Raw genomic sequence first — 17,584 nt, forward strand, 5'->3', positions numbered from 1 at the left:
TCTTTTTAATCTAAATCGTATTACTCATAGAACTTATAGATATAACTAACAACTCTCTTAATATCTTCTTTGGAAATTTCGTACCACATTGGTAACCTTACTAACCTTTCACTTTCTTTAGTAGTGTAAATATCTTTATTTGAAAAACTACCATATTTTTCACCAGCTACTGCACTATGCAAAGGTACATAATGAAAGACAGCTAAAACGTCTTTCATTTTTAAATGCTCCAGTAGTTTACTACGCTCTGCTAAATCCTTCGTCTTGATATAAAACATATGAGCATTTTGTATACAGTTATATGGTATTGAGGGTAGCTCTATCAAACCTTTCTCTCTTAGAGGTAGCAATGCTTCGTAATATAATTTCCATGCAAGCAAACGGTTTTGGTTAATTTCATCAGCTTTTTCTAACTGTCCCCAAAGATAAGCCGCTTGTAACTCACTAGGTAAGTAACTGCTTCCAATATCTACCCAACTATATTTATCAACCATTCCGCGGAAGAACTGACTGCGGTTAGTTCCTTTTTCACAAATTATTTCTGCACGTTCTTTAAATTGTAGATCGTTAATAATTAGCAAACCACCTTCACCACCGCTGGTATAGTTCTTAGTTTCATGAAAACTAAAGGTTCCTAAATGCCCTATAGTGCCTAATGCCTTGCCTTTATAACTACTCATCATTCCTTGTGCAGCGTCCTCTATAACATAAAGGTTGTAGCGCTGAGAAATCTCCATAATTGTATCCATCTCACAGCTAACACCTGCATAATGCACGGGAACAATAGCTTTAGTTTTGCTAGTTATGGCTGCCTCTATTTTAGTTTCATCAATGTTCATGGTATCAGGTCGAATATCAACGAATACTATTTTTGCGCCACGTAGTACGAAGGCATTTGCAGTACTAACAAAAGTATAGCTAGGCATGATTATTTCATCACCTAGCTGAGTATCAATAAGTATTGCTGCCATCTCTAAGGCAGCGGTGCAAGAAGGGGTTAATAAGGATTTTTTGCAAGGCAAATTTGCTTCAAACCATTGATGACACTTCTGCGTAAAAGGACCGTCGCCAGCTATTTTAGTGCTACGCATAGCATCTAAAACGTATTGGTCTTCATTGCCAGTATAAGGTGGTTTATTAAAGGGAATAAAAATCATAGGAACCTACTTCTAAAGTTAATTTTTATGGGATTACTATTTTCACTCGTAAATTCTTTTAGCAGTAATAATCCACTATCACAAACTATGACAGGATATTCATTCCTATAAAAAACAATCTTACCAATGTGCCTTTCACGATGTTCTATATTAACGTCTTCGAAAACATCAGCCTCTTTAAACAGTATAACCTCACCATTCAAATAAGCTCTTGCATTACCATAAGGATAACTTACAGAATCTATGAATCTTTTTATTTTATATGCAGGCCAAGACCAGTCTATGAAATAATCTTGTTCGTCTAACCACAAACTAAATGTTGCCTCATTTTCTATCTGTTTACTGGATTCTATTTTTATTTTATTTTTTATTTTATAAAATATATTATCTACTAGGCTAAAATATAAAGGCTGAATATACTCAATTGCTTCTTTTATCTTAATCGGATACTGAATTTCTATACTTTTTTGGTCAATGATATCTCCTGCATCGTAATCTTTAGTAGCATGTAATGCAGTAACCCCTACTTTCATTTCTTCGTTTATTAATGCATTAACTAAAGGAGCAAACCCACGATATTTAGGTAACAGAGAGTCATGAAAAACGATTAGATTATCTTGATTTTCTATTAGCCAGCGCCACCCTATAGCGAACTTGTAGCCTTTGAAACCACGCTCTACTATAACGCTTATTTCTTTTCTATTATAAAAGACCAAGTTATTTTCTAAAGCAATATTTTTTATTTCGTTATAGCAATCATCTTCTATCTTTAAATTTCGTTCTGATACAACAAACTCTATATCGCTGACACCATATTTTTTTATAAAGCTGCTTAGAACAAAAAGTCCTTTACTATTCATAATATAAAAAGAGATATTACTCAAAATTAGCACCACTCAATTATTTATTTAAAAATCTCAATATACTGCGATTTTAAGTTTTCTTTTGAAAAGTAACTTTTAACTTTATTTAGATTTTCTTTTATTGATCTTTTTTCCAAAATATTCAAGTTATCAATATCAAAAACCACTATTTCTCTATCTTTAAAAAACTGCCATTGGCTTACATCAGAACGCATGTACACCGTTTTTCCTAACCCAAGTAGTGTAATTGTATTACCCATTGCTTGCTGACGTTTGTGATTGAAAACTGCTATGTCAATTTTTCCTAAAAATTTTAAATACTCATCAGTGGGCATAAACGCTGCTAGAGGTATAAATTTCTCACCAAACCATAGCTTGCCCTGTTCTATTACTTTTTTAGCATGCTTGCTGTCCCCGTAGGATAGTGGGACATAAATACATATATTCTCATCCTTATATGCTAATAGCTTTTCTAATGCTTCAAGATGATTGTTGCTTGGATCAGCTGAATTACCTACCTGAATATTTAATGCATTATCCTTTTCTTCTACAATATTGGGAGCATTGTAGACATTACTAAGGTACATGATACATTCATGGTATTGACCTTTAGCGCCATACCATTCTCTGGCTAACTCCACATCACCTTCAATGTAAGTGATCAAATGTCCCATATGCTTAATTACTGGACGACGAAAAAACTCGCGTCTTTTCCATCCCCTATTACGTTCCCCAAACTGATAAACATATAAGTCACCACCCCACATCACCCAATAGCATTTTTTAAGTAGCCAAGGCATAAAAAATAGAATCTTAACTATTCTATGATCAAATAAACTATGTAATACCACCTTATCTGCTTGATGCATTTTGATTACTACTTGACAGTAGTGCTTAATTTTTCCTAATTTAGAGGGTTTTGCTAGGCGCACTTTAGGTGTGAAGTTTAGTTTTTTTTCAGCCATACCTGAAGTAAGTAAAAACTCATGCTCACTACAATCAAAATTCTCTTTTACGAAATCAATAAAAGGTGGAATAAACTTATCACAGCCAGCGATATGTAGAATTTTTTTACTCATAACTATAACCAGTCTTTTTCTTAATATTAATTACTTTGAAATCCTAATCACAATTACTGTGTCCCTGCTCACTTAAATTGTAAATTCCAATATTGTTTTGCGGCTATTTAATTAAATCTAATAGATACTGCCCATAACTATTCTTACTGAGCTGACTACCAATACGCTGTAAGTCATCTTTAGTTAACCAATTATTATAATAGGCAATCTCTTCTAAACAAGCAATTTTAAAGCCCTGGCGCTTTTCAATAGTTTCTACAAACATACCAGCATCTAACAAGCTTTCATGCGTACCCGTATCCAACCACGCAAAGCCGCGTCCAAGTAGCTCTACATTTAAATCACCACGCTCTAAATAAGCTTGGTTGATGCTGGTAATTTCAAGTTCACCACGCTCAGAAGGTTTAACCTGCTTAGCGATTTCAATGACATCATTATCATAAAAGTACAGACCAGTTACCGCAAAGTTAGATTTTGGCTGCTTAGGTTTTTCTTCTAATGAGATGGCGCGTTTGTCTTGATCAAACTCAACCACCCCAAAGCGCTCAGGATCTTTGACTTGATAGCCAAACACAGTCGCGCCATGTTGGCGGCTTACAGCCTGGTTAAGCATCGAGGTGAAACCTTGACCATAGAAAATGTTGTCACCAAGTACCAAACAAACATTACTATCACCGATAAATGCCTCACCGACGATAAATGCCTGCGCTAAGCCATCTGGACTTGGTTGTACCGCATAACTGAGCTCAATGCCAAACTCACTACCGTCACCTAACAAGCGTTTAAAACCGTCAATATCGTCAGGTGTACTAATAATCAGTACTTCACGAATACCTGCCAGCATTAGTACCGATAACGGGTAATAAACCATAGGTTTATCATAGATAGGTAGCAGCTGTTTAGAGACCCCTTTGGTGATTGGATAAAGACGTGTCCCTGAACCGCCCGCTAAGACGATGCCCTTAGTATTCATTATGCGCCTGCCCCTAGTCTTTCACGTTGATAACTGCCATCTTGTACTCGGCGACACCATTCTAAGTTACTTAAGTACCATTCGATAGTTTTCCGAATACCGGTCTCGAACGTCTCTTCGGGTATCCAGCCTAAATCATTTTTTATTTTACTAGCATCAATCGCATAACGTAGGTCATGCCCTGGCCGGTCTTTCACGAAGGCAATCAAAGTCTCATAGGGCTGCGTATTAGCTTGTGGTTTCAATTCATCTAAAATGCTGCAAATAGTTTTGACAACCTCAATATTCTGTTTTTCGTTGTGCCCACCGATGTTATAAGTTTCTCCTACCACACCTTCGGTGACCACTTGATATAACGCGCGCGCATGGTCTTCGACAAATAGCCAATCACGTATCTGATTACCTGTACCGTAAATAGGTAATACTTTTCCATCCAAGGCATTTAGAATGACTAACGGGATAAGCTTTTCTGGAAAATGATAAGGCCCATAATTATTAGAGCAATTGGTAATAATTACTGGAAAACCATAGGTGCGATGCCAAGCCCGCACTAAGTGATCAGAGCTGGCTTTAGACGCAGAATAAGGAGAGCTTGGCGCATACGGTGTAGATTCAGTGAATAAGTCGCTGGTTCCTTCCAAATCACCGTATACCTCATCAGTAGAGATATGATGAAATTTGAATTCAGTCTTATCTTTATCGTTAAGAGCTTGCCAATACTGACGCGCAACTTCTAGCAAAGTATAAGTACCGACAATATTGGTTTGAACAAATTCTGCCGGTCCATCGATTGAGCGATCAACGTGCGACTCGGCAGCTAAATGCATTACTAAGTTAGGCTTGAATTGAGTAAATGCTTGTTCTAACGCGTCTTTATCACAAATATCGATCTGCTTAAAGGTATATCTAGCATCTTGATCGATATCCTTGAGCGACTCTAAATTACCCGCATAAGTCAATTTATCGATATTTAACACATTGTTATTAGTATTCTTTATGATATGGCGTACAACGGCAGAACCAATAAATCCTGCACCGCCAGTAATTAGTATTTTCATAGATACCCTGTTTGATCATAATGCTTATTTTTATACATTTAGCTATGTCTCTAAATGATCTGTCATAAGTATGACTCATAGTTTCTTTAAAAGGTATATTTCGTGATAGGGAAAGTTTTATGTGTACAAGATACATGATAGCAACAATAGTAATATTGTGATAGTTTTCATTGCTGACCTTTGTTGTTGGGTCATAGGTTACAACTAGCTTGGCGTTAATTAAATATATTGAAATTTTTTCTAAATAACTAACTATTATTCATAAAAAAGCCAAGACCCAATCACGGTCTTAGCTTTTTTAAAACACCTCTAACTTTCGGGTAAGCAATCTTTAGTCAATAAAGCTTAACCAATCCATATATTTTTCATTACGGCCATGAATCACATCGAAATATAAGGTTTGTAATTTTTCAGTAATTTCACCGCGGCCGCCATTACCAATTTTACGGTCATCATATTCACGAATGGGCGTGACTTCAGCAGCCGTACCTGTCATAAATATTTCGTCGGCTAGATAAAACTCATCACGAGTAATACGACGTTCAGTGACTTTGATACCCAAATCAGCGGCAAACTGGATAATAGTTCGACGAGTAATACCGTCAAGGGCCCCGCCTGCTAAGTCTGGTGTATGCAGCTCGCCATTCTTAACTAAGAATAAGTTTTCACCTGAGCCTTGGCAGACATAACCTTGTGAATCCATCATGATCGCTTCGTCGTAGCCATTACGAGTCACTTCTCGATTGGCCATAATGGACACCGGATAGTTGCTTGAGGCTTTAGCCTTGCACATAGTGACGTTGGGCAAATGATGGGTGTACGATGAAGTTTTTACTCGGATACCGTTTTGGATACCTTCCTCACCAAGATAAGCACCCCAATGCCAGGCAGCTACCATCGCATTGACACTATTATCATGAGCGGATAGACCAAGCTTTTCTGCGCCGATCCATATCAGCGGACGAATATAAGCTTCAGATAAGTTATTCTGCTTAACGACGTCTTTGTGTGCCTGCTCAAGGGTGGCGGCATCAAAAGGCACCTCCATCTGAAAAATAAAAGCCGAACCCAGCAAACGTTCAACATGATCGGTCAGGCGAAAAATCGCGGTGCGCTTATCATCGGTTTGATAAGCACGTACGCCTTCAAATACCGCCATGCCATAATGTAAGCTGTGCGTCAGTACGTGAACTTTAGCATCTGGCTGATTAATCATCGTGCCATTCATCCAAAGCTTGCCGTCTTGTGTTGCCATGTTCATTCGATATTCCTTATGCTAGCGCTGGCGCCTAACTTTTTTTGTTGAGTAAATTCTGTCGTATTTTTTGACGTGCAAGTGATTATAGCACCAGCAGCCGTAGCAAACGAAATATTTTAGCTCGCTCATAGACAGCTTTTATTCACCGGGGCTTAATTATACAGCTTATTCTTCCTGTGCTGGCTCCACCCCCATAAGACGTTGCCATTGATCTTGTACTAGCGTCCGTGTTTCTTGCCATAAGGTTTCATCAACCAGTAACGACTGCTCGGCCAATGCTAATTGATGAGTTGCCGCACGAATGCGAAGATAAGCATCGGTCAAGTCCTGACACACTTGCGCCTCCCAAATGCCTAACAGTGCCACTTCCTCAAAGATACGGACGTTATCACTCCATTTGGTCAAGCTCAGATAGTCATGTGAATAAGCCAGCACGGCAAACTGAGCCAGAAATTCAATGTCAATAATACCACCCGCATCTTGTTTTAGATGAAACTTGCCAGCTTGTTGTTGCCACTGGCTGGTACCCAGATGTTTTTGCATCTTAATTCGCATGCTGGTCACTTCTGTACGTACTTGCTTTAAGGTGCGCGGCAATGCCAAAACCGTTCGGCGAATATCACAAAAACGCACGGTCACACGCTTGTCGCCACAGATTGCCCGCGCCCGTACTAACGCTTGATGCTCCCATGACCAAGCCTTATCAAGCTGATATGTCTCAAAGGCGTGGCAAGAAACCACCATCATACCCGCATTACCCGAAGGCCGCAGACGCATGTCAACCTCATAAGCACGACCATCACGAGTTTGGGTATTTAGATAAGTCATGAGCTTCTGAGCGAGGCGCGCCGCAAACTTCATACCACTTACCGACTTCTCACCTGTGGTCATGCCCTGCTCTTTTATTTTATGCAAAAATACCAAATCTAAATCAGAAGAATATGACAATTCAAGCCCGCCAAGCTTGCCATAACCGATAATGGCAAAGCCGCAATCAGCCTCAGTCACCGGATCGCCATCTTGACCGATAGGATAGCCATAGCGATTAATTAACTCTGCAAAAGCACGCTCAAGCGCCGCTTCTAACACCACAGCAGCGATATAAGTCAAGGAGTCTGATACCTTCATAATAGGTCGCTCAGCGAGCACATCACTGGCCGCTACTGCCAATACTTGATTCTTTTTGAATAGACGCAGTACACTGAGCAGCTTTTCTTCGTCACTGGGTTCTACCCGTAGTAACTGTTGGCGTAAAATATCACGCAGCTCAGGCTTATCGGGTAGGTGACGATAGCGCTGCTGTAAAAAAGTATCGAGCAATACCGGATAACGAGCCAGCTCTTTGGCAATCCAAGGGCTGGCTGACAGCATCGGAATCAACTCGACCGTCGCGTTAGGGTTTTCTGCAATCATTACCAAATAGATAGAACGGCGACAAATGGCCTCAAGCAGTGCAATCAAGCGCGGCAGTGCCGTATTGGCTAATTGCTGGTGTTCTTGATGCGACAGCAGCGCATGTACAATCAAGGGGTAGGCTTCATCTAAACGAGTTCTGGCCTCATCACTAAGGTTGGCTACCATCTTAGACTGCCAAAACAGCTGTAACTGAGCGCGGTTATCTTTAGTCAATACGGTATCGAGCTGAGCGATTTTTTCATCAAGATCAACCGGCTCAAGGGCAGTATCTTCTTGTGCCGGAGTCTGACGTTCAGTCACCATCCGCTCAAACGGCATATTAACGTTGTCCCGATGTTGATTCAGCGTGATCAGCAGCGCCGTCCAATCCTCAAAACCAAGCGTAATGGCGAGGTTATGCTGCCACTGAGCATCATGCGGCAAACGCTGCGTCTGTTGATCGTTAATCGCTTGAATGCCATGCTCAAGCCGGCGTAAGAATCGATAGGCCGCCTGTAATTGCTCATAGGTTAGCTGCTCTAGGTAGCCCAATTTGCATAAGGCTTGCAAAGCTTGTAGGCAAGACTTGACCTGTAACTGTGGGTGCCTGCCGCCATAAATTAACTGAAAAGCTTGTACGATAAATTCAATATCGCGGATGCCACCTGCCCCAAGCTTGATATTGTCCAAATCCTCACGCTGCGCCACTTGATTTTGAATTAACGACTTCATCTCACGCAGCGCCGAAAACGCACTATAGTCAACATAGTATCGAAAGACGAATGGCTTGATAAGGGCTTGCAGTTGGTCATAAAACGGCGGTGGAATTTGACCAACCACGCGCGCCTTTAGCCAAGCAAAACGCTCCCAGGGACGGCCATGATGGGTAAAGTATTTTTTTAGTGCTGATAGATGAATAGCTAGATCACTACCGTCACCCCATGGGCGCAAGCGCATATCTACCCGAAATACGAAACCATCAGCCGTATTGTTATCAAGTAGCTTGATAATGCCTTGACCCAACCTAGTCATAAAACGCTTATTGTCTATACTTCGCGTACCCTGAGCCTTGTCACCATCAGTCGTACCTCGGCCCTGATGTACAAATATCAGATCAATATCACTGGACAGGTTCAGCTCATGAGCCCCTAGTTTACCCATCGCCATAATCGCCATATCATCAATTTGGCCGTTACCTTTAGCATTGGTAAACATGGGATGCCCATACTGCCTAGCTAAGTGTTGATAGGTGTACTCCTTAGCAAATAAGATACAGCCATCAGCGAATTCAGACAGCTCATCAGTCAGTTGCTCAAGCGTAATTAATGCCAACGCATCTTGCCAAATCCAGCGCATCATTAGTAGCATACGCAGATGTCGTAGACCACTCATTACCTTGGACTCATCAGCCAGCTGGTAATTCTCATCTAGGGTATAATCTTGAATAAGATCATCAATTTGCTGACGCGTTAAGGTGTCCTCTAATGGATAGCTACGTAAAAACGTCTGGCACGAGACCGTCCGGGTCTCCCAAATCTGATACGCAAACTCACTGGCAGTTTGCAGAACTTGTCGCTGTTCTGGTGTGGGTTGGTAACCGGTACCATTGGGCGTGACAGATAGCATATCGATAACAACTCCTTGCAGCATAGAATACTAAGATTACGTGAGTCTAGGGAATAAGTTCAACGTTTTTTCTTACGAGATAGCCACTATAAATATCGAATATGGCCAGCATAAACCCAATCAATAACACTAATTCCGTTCGGCTTGACTTTATGGTAGCATGAAAAACTTTAACGTGAACGATGGCAATAATAAGAAAAAATGGAACGCCGAAGCATACTTTGCGCAGTGAGGCGTTGATGATATTATTGTCAATAATAATACGGCAGGTAGGTTTTAATGTCTCAGACCATTTGAAAGCTTTAGACAAATAACCAAAAAGAAGAGAGCCGATTGATCAATGTTGGAGAAGTGGAAGAAAATCAAAAATAAAATATGAGTGATCTTTAAATTCTCATAACCAATAACTAATAGCCAATAACTATTGACCCTTATTAACAATCCTCGTTAACTCACGATACTACGCTTATGAGCATGCTTATGACCACCGCCCCTACGCCACTCCTACTGATAACCGCCGACCCCAGCCATCCGCTTGCTTATTTAGCGCTGCGCTATGTTCGTGCCTTTCTTCAGCAAGCAGCATCTACTCATGAGAATAAGGTCAATGACCGTACTTATAAGTCTGAAAACCCGGACGGCTCTGAAAACGATAAGCAGCCACTGCACGTCTTTTTTTACGCCGATGCCGCGCATACTGCGAATCGGTTACGCTGGCAGTCTGCTGATCAAACCAACTTAACACAGGAATGGCAAAATCTCGCTGAGCAATATCAGCTATCGCTCCCCGTTTGCGTCAGTACCGCGCTCAGTCGTGGTATCAGTGATACGGATAATAGCGCGCGCCATCAGCTCAATGGCGAAAATCTGGCGGCTGGGTTTCATTTGGTCGGTTTAAGTGAGCTTGCGATGATGATGCAAGGTAACTGCCGCCTGATACAGTTTTGAGACCGCTTAATTAAGGATAAACCATGAAATTACTCATTCAACTGCGCACGCCTACTGAGATGGCAAGTTACGAAGGCTGTGCCCTTGCCTTGACACTGGCAACCTTTGGCCATGAGGTGCAACTGTATTTGGATGCGCCTGTCTTTGGATTATTAATGCAGCCTAAGTCCCGTTTGCACGGTATGATTCAATCGCTTGAATTGTATGACATGCCAGCGGCTTGGCTACCTAGTGATGTGTTTAGCGGTTGGCTCACAGGTATGTTACCAAACGACTTGGCCACGCAATTGATGCTCATACCAGAGAGCATTAACTCACAGGACTTTGAACAGATTCTAAGTTTCTGATCATTGTGTATATCATAGCTACACTAATTGGACACCGTTATGGCAACCTTATATCAATTACACAGCGCAATGGACACACTTAGTCGCAGCACTGAAGAGATGGCGCTAACATGGCGTGCTGGCGACAGTATCCTCTTGCTGGGCACAACGGTCGCTTTTATTGAATGGCTAAACGCTTATTTGGATGAGAATCAGATACAAGGTATCATGGGCATCTACGCGCTTGCCGATGATGTAGCCCAGCTATCGCCCAACACTACTGCTAAGCTAAACCTAAATGCCAAGTTAACCGCCTTGTTAACTGATAGTGAGTGGGTCGAGATGACCCAAAATACCAATATTGATGGAACCGATGTTAATGAAGCCAAGTTCGACAAAGTGGTAACGATTGCCTTATGACTGCTATTACTCCGACTTCTACTATTCCAGCTGCTATCACTACAACGTCCATTGCGACTGCCAACATGGCATTGGACCAAGACGGTCATTTATGTGACCATACCATTTGGACGCCTGATATTGCCCAACAGCTTGCGGATACACTAGACGTTATTTTGAGCGCTGAGCATCTACAGGTTCTGCAACAAGTACGCGCGTTTTTTAATAAATTCAATCACGCCCCTGCCACTCGCCCGCTGATTAAATGGCTACAACAATCCCTACCCGAGCACGACATCAGCAATCAAAAGCTACAGCAACTGTTTAATACCGGTTTGGTCGCCCGCCATGTTAATCGCCTCGCTGGACTGCCAAAACCGCCTAATTGTTTATAAAAGTCTACTTATAAGAATCTAGTTATAAAAAGGTTACTTAAAAAGCTACTTATAAAACAGCTATTTTGGGTCATAAACCGTAAGGGTTTCATAACCAACACTACGACCTTCGTCACCACCAAAGTTTTGCTGCCGCCATACCTCATACAGACATATCGCCACGCTATTCGATAAGTTTAAGCTGCGCGAATCAGGCAGCATAGGCAATCTAAGCCAATGAGCTGCGCCAATATCCTCACGAATATCCTCTGCTAACCCTGCTGTTTCTGAACCAAATACCAATGCTACGTTAGGCGTGGTTTTTGGATTACCCAGTGCGTTGGTATCAGATTGATTGGTGAAATCATAATCATAAAACGGTTTGCTAAGCTTAGTGGTCATTGCGGTAATGATACGACAGTTCGCGGTCATTAGCGCCTGTTTGGCAGCTGTCCAATCGTCATGTACTTGTAGATGTGCGTATTCATGATAATCAAGGCCGGCGCGGCGCAGTTTCTTGTCATCAAGCTCAAACCCTAAAGGTTTTACCAAATGCAGTTGCGCACCACTGTTAGCACACAATCGAATAATGTTTCCAGTATTGCTGGGCATTTTTGGGGCTACCAGCACAATGTGAATGGTCATAATGGTTCCATAAATAGGTCAATAAATAACTTTATAATGATTGGTTTGACTATAATTTGCTTACGGCTTAGCAGTTAATATATCTACATATAAGTATCACTGTTTAACAGTGAAGTAAGTCGTCTTATATTTTAGCGTAATGAAAAGTTACAGTTTACTGTCAATAATTACATTTTGATACTGGGCAACCATTTTAACTTTTATTATTATGGCCCTGACAGATAACGAAGCAATACCACGACATTAAGATGGCATATCTAACATGCCCTTATATAAATCAACAGTGTTGCTTTTTTATTCTACATATAATAGATGGCGTTACAGCAAACCGCTTAACGTGATTTATTCCACTGGTATGAATGTACCTATTTTGAGGACAGTATTATGAAAAAAGTAATTATCGCATCTATGACTGCAATGTTTGTACTAACTGGCTGTAATACTTTTGCAGGTTTAGGCCAAGACGTAGAAAACACTGGCGAAACTATAAGTGACACTGCTGTAGATGTAAAACAAAAAATCTAAGCTTTCTTATTCTACATATAATAGATGGCGTTACAGCAAATCGCTTAACGTGATTTATTCCACTGGTATGAATATACCTATTTTGAGGACAGTATTATGAAAAAAGTAATTATCGCATCTATGACTGCAATGTTTGTACTAACTGGTTGTAATACTTTTGCAGGTTTAGGCCAAGACGTGTCAAGTGCTGGCGATGCTGTAAGTAATACAGCGACAGACGTAAAACAAAAAATCTAAGTTTTAAGTGCTTAGAGTTAATGTTTACAAGGCTTACCCTTTACTTGGTAAGCCTTTTTTCTTTCATCCTACTCTAAACCTTGGGTAGTGGATCACTCATATCTCAAAAAATTTTTATCGGGTAAATTTATAAGAACTCTCGCAATACCTGATTGAGATAACGCCGTCCCAATGCAGTAGGCCGTAGCATATTTTTACTGTCCATTAACAAGCCTTGGCCAACCAGTTTAGCCACTTGTTCAGCAATGTCACTATAGTGCAAATTCGTTCGCGCTTCAAACAGCGCCCAAGTGACACCCTCATGCAGACGTAGTGCATTGAGCATGAATTCGCTGACCAACTCATCATTAGGGATTGCTTGCCAGCCAACCATTTTTGGGGCATCCTGACAGGAAACATAGTCTTTGGGCATACGTGATTTACTAAAGCGATAAATTCCTACTGTTGTTAAAAGCTCATTATCCAGTGAGCTACTTGATCTCTGTTCCCCAATACTGACCTTACCATGAGCGCCAGCACCAATCGCCAGATAGTCACCAAATTGCCAATAATTAACATTATGACGACACGGAATATCTGATGCACCAGCCCATGCCGACACCTCATAATTATCATAACCTAAGCTCTGTAATAAAGCCTGCCCTGCCTGCTCAATATCGGCCAAACTGTCTTCGTCCGGTAAGATTGGCTGATTGCGATAAAATACCGTATTAGGCTCAATGGTCAGCTGATACCAAGATATATGGGTCGCTCCGGCATCATGCGCGATTTGAATATCATATAATGCCTCGATCATGGTCTGCTGCGGCAAACCGTGCATCAAATCAACATTTACCCGATCAAAACCAGCAGCGCGAGCTGAGTTGATCGCTGATAAGGCTTGTTTTGGGTCATGGATACGACCAAGCGTCTTAAGCTTATCGGCATCAAAGCTTTGCACACCAATAGATAAGCGGTTGATACCCACGTCTAAATATTCAGCAAATGGCGCATGCTCTAGCGTACCAGGGTTGGCTTCCATAGTGACTTCAATATCGTCAGCAAAATCAAAACACGCACGCAATCCAACAAATAAGCGCCGATACTGAGCAATGGGCAATAGCGATGGCGTACCGCCACCGATAAATATCGAGCTGATCTCTCGCCCTTGAGTCAAGGGCTGCTGCATACGCGCGTCTAATAACAGCGCGTCCACGTACTCGTCATACATTGATAGTGATATATCAACCCCTAACTCATGCGAGTTAAAATCGCAGTAAGGACATTTTTTTACGCACCACGGAATATGTATGTATAGCGCAAGCGGAATGCTCACCGCATCTATATTAGAGCTATTGATGGCATCATTAGAGCTGTTAATGACATTATTAGAGCTGTTAATGATATTACGGGTATCGTAATCACTGATATTCATAGAATTATCAGACTCAGGTATCGGCATAACGTAAACTTATCGGTAAAAGACGGCGGCAAACCGCAAAATTATTGCTAGGATAACGGCTACGCGCCATAAAGAAAAGCACTGATATCGCTAACTTCATCAAAAATTATTCCTCTTAAACCCATTCCTATTGATAACAAAACCAATAACAAACGCTCATGTTAACTGCGGGGCTATACAGGCAAAACAACCATCAAGTATTATTGTTAGACTTATTTCAAAAAATCCGCCTTTTTTAGCAGTAGTTTTCTGAGTTTGCATAATAATCGACAATAAGCAGCTCACAACAAATGATAGGATAAAGCACATGGCATATTGGCTTATGAAGTCTAATCCCCGTTTTTTTGGGATTGATGACTTACAACGTATGGGCACAGAGAGCTGGGATGGTGTGCGTAATTACCGCGCCCGTAACTTTATGCGTGATGATATGAAAGTCGGCGATAAGGTATTTTTTTATCATTCAAGTGCCAAGCCCTCTGGGGTTGCGGGCATTATGACCATCAGTAAAGCGGGCTACCGTTCCAAAAATATTACTCAAATCTCACTAAATATATCTAACTAGCTAGATTTAAAATTTTCTTTCTGCTTCAATGCCATGCGCTACCTCTCGTTTGAGACTTAGACTGACTACGACTCCACAGACTTTTTTAATTGGCGATGGAACTCACCGACCAATGAGCGGGGTTATGCGACTGTTAAAATAACAGTCGCGTTATTTAAAATATTGATACTGGCGTTGAGATCGCGGTCATGTTTGGACTGACACTCAGGACACGTCCATTCGCGCATCTTTAGTGTTAATTCATCTTTGCCAAGGATGTGATTGCAGTTTGAGCAAGTCTTTGAGCTTGGGTAAAAACGACCGACTGACTTCACAACCTTGCCTTGCTCATTGGCTTTATAGATAAGCTGACGCTTAAATTCAAAGAAACCCAAATCACTAATGGCGCGTGACAGCTTTCTATTTTTAACCATGCCTTTGACATTAAGACTTTCAATCGCAATCACATCAAACTCTCTGACCAAGCTAGAGGTTATTTTGTGCAACGAATCCTGCCTGATACCTCTGATCTTATAATGCAAACGAGAGAGCTTGGTTTTCGCCTTTTCTCTGTTTTTACTGCCTTTTTTAGTGCGACTCAGGTTTTTATTGAGTGTTCTTAATTTGCTTAAATATTTAGCTAAGGGCTTAGGTGCTTTAATTTTGGTGCCGTCTGATAAAACTAATAAATCGGTAATACCAAGGTCGATACCAACGCTTTTACCTGTCTTGATAATCTTTTTAACCCTGTGGTCTAAATCAACTGCAACGCTGACAAACCATTTCCCGCCGCGCTTAGAGATGGTGGCCGCCATTATTTTACCGTCAAACCGTAAAGCCTCTTTCATGCGCACCCAGCCTAAATTAGGGATGCGAATGGATTTACCTTTAATGGCAAATTGGTCGTTAGAGAGACTGAATCTATCGTCTTTACCACGCTTGCGCGTGACGGGGTATTCAGCCAGCCCTTTAAAGAAGTTGTTATAAGCATCGCCCAGTTGCATGATTGCGGCTTGCGGGGCACATTTTGTCACTTCCGTCATCCACGGGAATAGCTCACGTTTAATGGCGTTCAATTCGCGTCTGAGCTTGGCTTGTAAGGGTCTGTTTAGATTTTTGGAATCAATCTCAATACCAGCCAATAAACAGGCGTCACGGTAGGCCTTGTCCTCTCTATATTGACGTTGCCACTCATGCAAGGCCCAGTTGTAAGCTTTCCGCGCCACACCGCAAGCACGGGCAAAATGGTTCGCCTGTACGTTGTTTGGTTTGAGTTCGATGATATGACCACGGATCATAATACTTGTTTAACCGCCTCTATTAGTTTTTGATTTTTCTTGCTGCGAGAACCGTAGAGCCTCGCTGAAAATACAGTGATAATCTCTAATACATCTTGGGCTAATTCTTGCTCAAAACTAAGTTCCTCGCCTTGATTGATAATGACCACCTTAACATCACGCGCCTCACATAGCATAAACACCAATTCAGCACCAAAGCGTAAAAGTCTGTCTTTGTGGGTGATTACCAGTCGCTCGACTTTGTTGTCAAGAATGTCGTCAAGCAGGGTTTTTAAGCCTTTCTTCTTATAGTTCATACCACTACCAAAATCGGTGATTGTCTCGAAACGCCAACCTTGTTTGGCACAATAAAGTTCCAAAACCTGCGCTTGGCGCTGCAAGTCATCTTTTTGGTCACGACTTGAAACACGAGCATAAGCAATGGTTTTTCGGTCTAATTTTGGTGGTGTATTTAAAGGGTGTGGTCTTACTTCATTTAAATCATAACGTCTGTGACCATTTTCGGTTCTTTTGGCGACTAACGTACCATCTTCATCCCAACGTCTTAATGTCGATTGAGCAACCCCAAAATGCTTGGCCGCCTCCCCAATACTAACCAGTTTTCCCATAACCCTATCTCTTTATTGTTTTTTAATTTACTTATTATAGATATAAATGATTAGAATTGGTTATATTTTAGGTAACTGTTCGTAACCCTGACCTGACCCAGTTTCATCCTGAACACCATCATTATGACCCTAAAGCGACAGAAGAAGAGCCACGCTGGTATATGGTGGACGTGACCCTTGAACAAGCTTTTATCGATACACTGCCGCTATCAGAACTCAAATTCTTGCCCGCGCTTGAGGATTCTTTATTACTCAGAAAAGGCTGTGCGCAATTAACCGTCATCCCGCTTGAACCCAAGCATTGGCGAACGATTATGGATATGGCAGAGACCCTAGATCTCTTGCCGGATAGTGAGGACTCCTTATTGCCGTTACTATGACTCAGGTATACTAATTACTGTTCAATTAATGCCTGCAGAAAACATTGACATCACGGCACAGCTTCTTTACCATTCTAGTTACTTTTGACCTGTCCATTCATATCTTGAATTGACGGGTTATTTTTATTTTGGTGTCCGTATTTTGCTGGCTGTCTTTTAATAACTCTCTATTTCTTATTATAGTCAGTACACTTTCAAACAGAGACAGTGTGGCTGGTAGAAATTTTTGCAGCCTCTGTCTGGCGAAGCGCACAGCACGCTAGCAAATTCTTACCAGCTGCACACATTTATCTACTATCTACGTATCGCTTTTATTTAGTATTGATTATAACTAATCAGCCCGTATTTCAGCCCGTATTATTGTGTTTAGCATGATTTACCAGAGTATGATTGCCGGCACTATCCCTCTCTTACTGTCTCGCTATTGATTTGTTGATGGCAGCATTTGTC

At 41.3% G+C, this 17,584-nt stretch carries 19 protein-coding genes; 8 read left to right on the forward strand and 11 right to left on the reverse strand.

The window, feature by feature from the left end; all coding sequences use genetic code 11:
- Positions 1-20 precede the first annotated feature (20 nt).
- The 7 genes from rffA to glnE form a co-directional block, all read right to left on the reverse strand.
- Positions 21-1,157, reverse strand: a complete 1,137-nt coding sequence (gene rffA / locus U1P77_RS05345) for a dTDP-4-amino-4,6-dideoxygalactose transaminase (protein ID WP_321156337.1) — start codon at positions 1,155-1,157, stop codon at positions 21-23.
- Positions 1,154-2,041: a formyltransferase family protein gene (locus U1P77_RS05350; protein ID WP_321156338.1), complete on the reverse strand. Its 888-nt coding sequence runs from the start codon at positions 2,039-2,041 to the stop codon at positions 1,154-1,156. Before U1P77_RS05350 ends, rffA begins: the two co-directional genes overlap by 4 nt.
- A gap of 20 nt (positions 2,042-2,061) precedes the next feature.
- Entirely contained in the window at positions 2,062-3,099 is a 1,038-nt protein-coding gene (locus U1P77_RS05355) for a TDP-N-acetylfucosamine:lipid II N-acetylfucosaminyltransferase (RefSeq protein WP_321156339.1), read from the reverse strand.
- A gap of 103 nt (positions 3,100-3,202) precedes the next feature.
- Positions 3,203-4,072, reverse strand: a complete 870-nt coding sequence (gene rfbA, locus U1P77_RS05360) for a glucose-1-phosphate thymidylyltransferase RfbA (protein ID WP_321156340.1) — start codon at positions 4,070-4,072, stop codon at positions 3,203-3,205.
- Complete coding sequence (rfbB, locus tag U1P77_RS05365; RefSeq protein ID WP_321156341.1) at positions 4,072-5,130, reverse strand: dTDP-glucose 4,6-dehydratase; 1,059 nt, start codon at positions 5,128-5,130, stop codon at positions 4,072-4,074. Before rfbB ends, rfbA begins: the two co-directional genes overlap by 1 nt.
- Before the next feature lie 331 nt (positions 5,131-5,461).
- Positions 5,462-6,391, reverse strand: a complete 930-nt coding sequence (locus U1P77_RS05370; RefSeq protein WP_321156342.1) for a branched-chain amino acid transaminase — start codon at positions 6,389-6,391, stop codon at positions 5,462-5,464.
- Between the two features lie 162 nt (positions 6,392-6,553).
- A complete protein-coding gene (glnE, locus tag U1P77_RS05375) occupies positions 6,554-9,409 on the reverse strand; it encodes a bifunctional [glutamate--ammonia ligase]-adenylyl-L-tyrosine phosphorylase/[glutamate--ammonia-ligase] adenylyltransferase (protein ID WP_321156343.1) in 2,856 nt (951 codons plus the stop codon).
- Between the two features lie 480 nt (positions 9,410-9,889).
- On the opposite strand from glnE, the gene tusD reads away from it, so the two are divergent.
- The 4 genes from tusD (at position 9,890) to U1P77_RS05395 (ending at position 11,477) form a co-directional block, all read left to right on the forward strand.
- Positions 9,890-10,357 (forward strand): sulfurtransferase complex subunit TusD, encoded by a 468-nt coding sequence (gene tusD / locus U1P77_RS05380; protein WP_321156344.1) that lies wholly within the window; start codon positions 9,890-9,892, stop codon positions 10,355-10,357.
- A gap of 23 nt (positions 10,358-10,380) precedes the next feature.
- On the forward strand, positions 10,381-10,704 hold the full coding sequence (locus U1P77_RS05385; RefSeq protein ID WP_321156345.1) for a hypothetical protein: 324 nt from the start codon (positions 10,381-10,383) through the stop codon (positions 10,702-10,704).
- 39 nt (positions 10,705-10,743) lie between these two features.
- Positions 10,744-11,103, forward strand: coding sequence for a hypothetical protein (locus U1P77_RS05390; protein ID WP_321156346.1), 360 nt, complete (start codon positions 10,744-10,746; stop codon positions 11,101-11,103).
- A gap of 65 nt (positions 11,104-11,168) precedes the next feature.
- Entirely contained in the window at positions 11,169-11,477 is a 309-nt protein-coding gene (locus tag U1P77_RS05395; protein WP_321156624.1) for a TusE/DsrC/DsvC family sulfur relay protein, read from the forward strand.
- A gap of 60 nt (positions 11,478-11,537) precedes the next feature.
- Here U1P77_RS05395 and U1P77_RS05400 read toward each other — a convergent pair whose 3' ends face one another.
- Positions 11,538-12,101 (reverse strand): tRNA (cytidine(34)-2'-O)-methyltransferase, encoded by a 564-nt coding sequence (locus U1P77_RS05400; RefSeq protein ID WP_321156347.1) that lies wholly within the window; start codon positions 12,099-12,101, stop codon positions 11,538-11,540.
- Between the two features lie 384 nt (positions 12,102-12,485).
- Here U1P77_RS05400 and U1P77_RS05405 point away from each other — a divergent pair, with 384 nt between their 5' ends.
- Positions 12,486-12,626 carry an entericidin A/B family lipoprotein gene (locus U1P77_RS05405; protein ID WP_321156348.1) on the forward strand — a complete coding sequence of 47 codons (141 nt, stop codon included), beginning with the start codon at positions 12,486-12,488 and terminating at the stop codon, positions 12,624-12,626.
- 96 nt (positions 12,627-12,722) lie between these two features.
- Positions 12,723-12,863: an entericidin A/B family lipoprotein gene (locus U1P77_RS05410; protein WP_321156349.1), complete on the forward strand. Its 141-nt coding sequence runs from the start codon at positions 12,723-12,725 to the stop codon at positions 12,861-12,863.
- Between the two features lie 127 nt (positions 12,864-12,990).
- Here U1P77_RS05410 and hemW read toward each other — a convergent pair whose 3' ends face one another.
- A complete protein-coding gene (gene hemW / locus U1P77_RS05415) occupies positions 12,991-14,304 on the reverse strand; it encodes a radical SAM family heme chaperone HemW (protein ID WP_321156350.1) in 1,314 nt (437 codons plus the stop codon).
- Between the two features lie 307 nt (positions 14,305-14,611).
- Between hemW and U1P77_RS05420 the strand changes: the two genes are divergently transcribed.
- Positions 14,612-14,869, forward strand: coding sequence for an EVE domain-containing protein (locus U1P77_RS05420; RefSeq protein WP_321156351.1), 258 nt, complete (start codon positions 14,612-14,614; stop codon positions 14,867-14,869).
- 122 nt (positions 14,870-14,991) lie between these two features.
- Here the strand turns inward: U1P77_RS05420 and U1P77_RS05425 are convergent, their stop codons facing one another.
- Together U1P77_RS05425 and U1P77_RS05430 are read right to left on the reverse strand one after the other, a co-directional pair.
- On the reverse strand, positions 14,992-16,146 hold the full coding sequence (locus U1P77_RS05425) for an RNA-guided endonuclease InsQ/TnpB family protein (RefSeq protein WP_321156352.1): 1,155 nt from the start codon (positions 16,144-16,146) through the stop codon (positions 14,992-14,994).
- Positions 16,143-16,754 carry an IS607 family transposase gene (locus tag U1P77_RS05430; protein ID WP_321154409.1) on the reverse strand — a complete coding sequence of 204 codons (612 nt, stop codon included), beginning with the start codon at positions 16,752-16,754 and terminating at the stop codon, positions 16,143-16,145. Before U1P77_RS05430 ends, U1P77_RS05425 begins: the two co-directional genes overlap by 4 nt.
- Positions 16,755-16,846: 92 nt before the next feature.
- Between U1P77_RS05430 and U1P77_RS05435 the strand changes: the two genes are divergently transcribed.
- Positions 16,847-17,134, forward strand: a complete 288-nt coding sequence (locus tag U1P77_RS05435; RefSeq protein WP_321156625.1) for an EVE domain-containing protein — start codon at positions 16,847-16,849, stop codon at positions 17,132-17,134.
- The last annotated feature ends 450 nt before the right edge of the window (positions 17,135-17,584 follow it).

Origin of the sequence: Psychrobacter sp. LV10R520-6 (assembly GCF_900182925.1) — a bacterium.
GTDB lineage: Bacteria > Pseudomonadota > Gammaproteobacteria > Pseudomonadales > Moraxellaceae > Psychrobacter.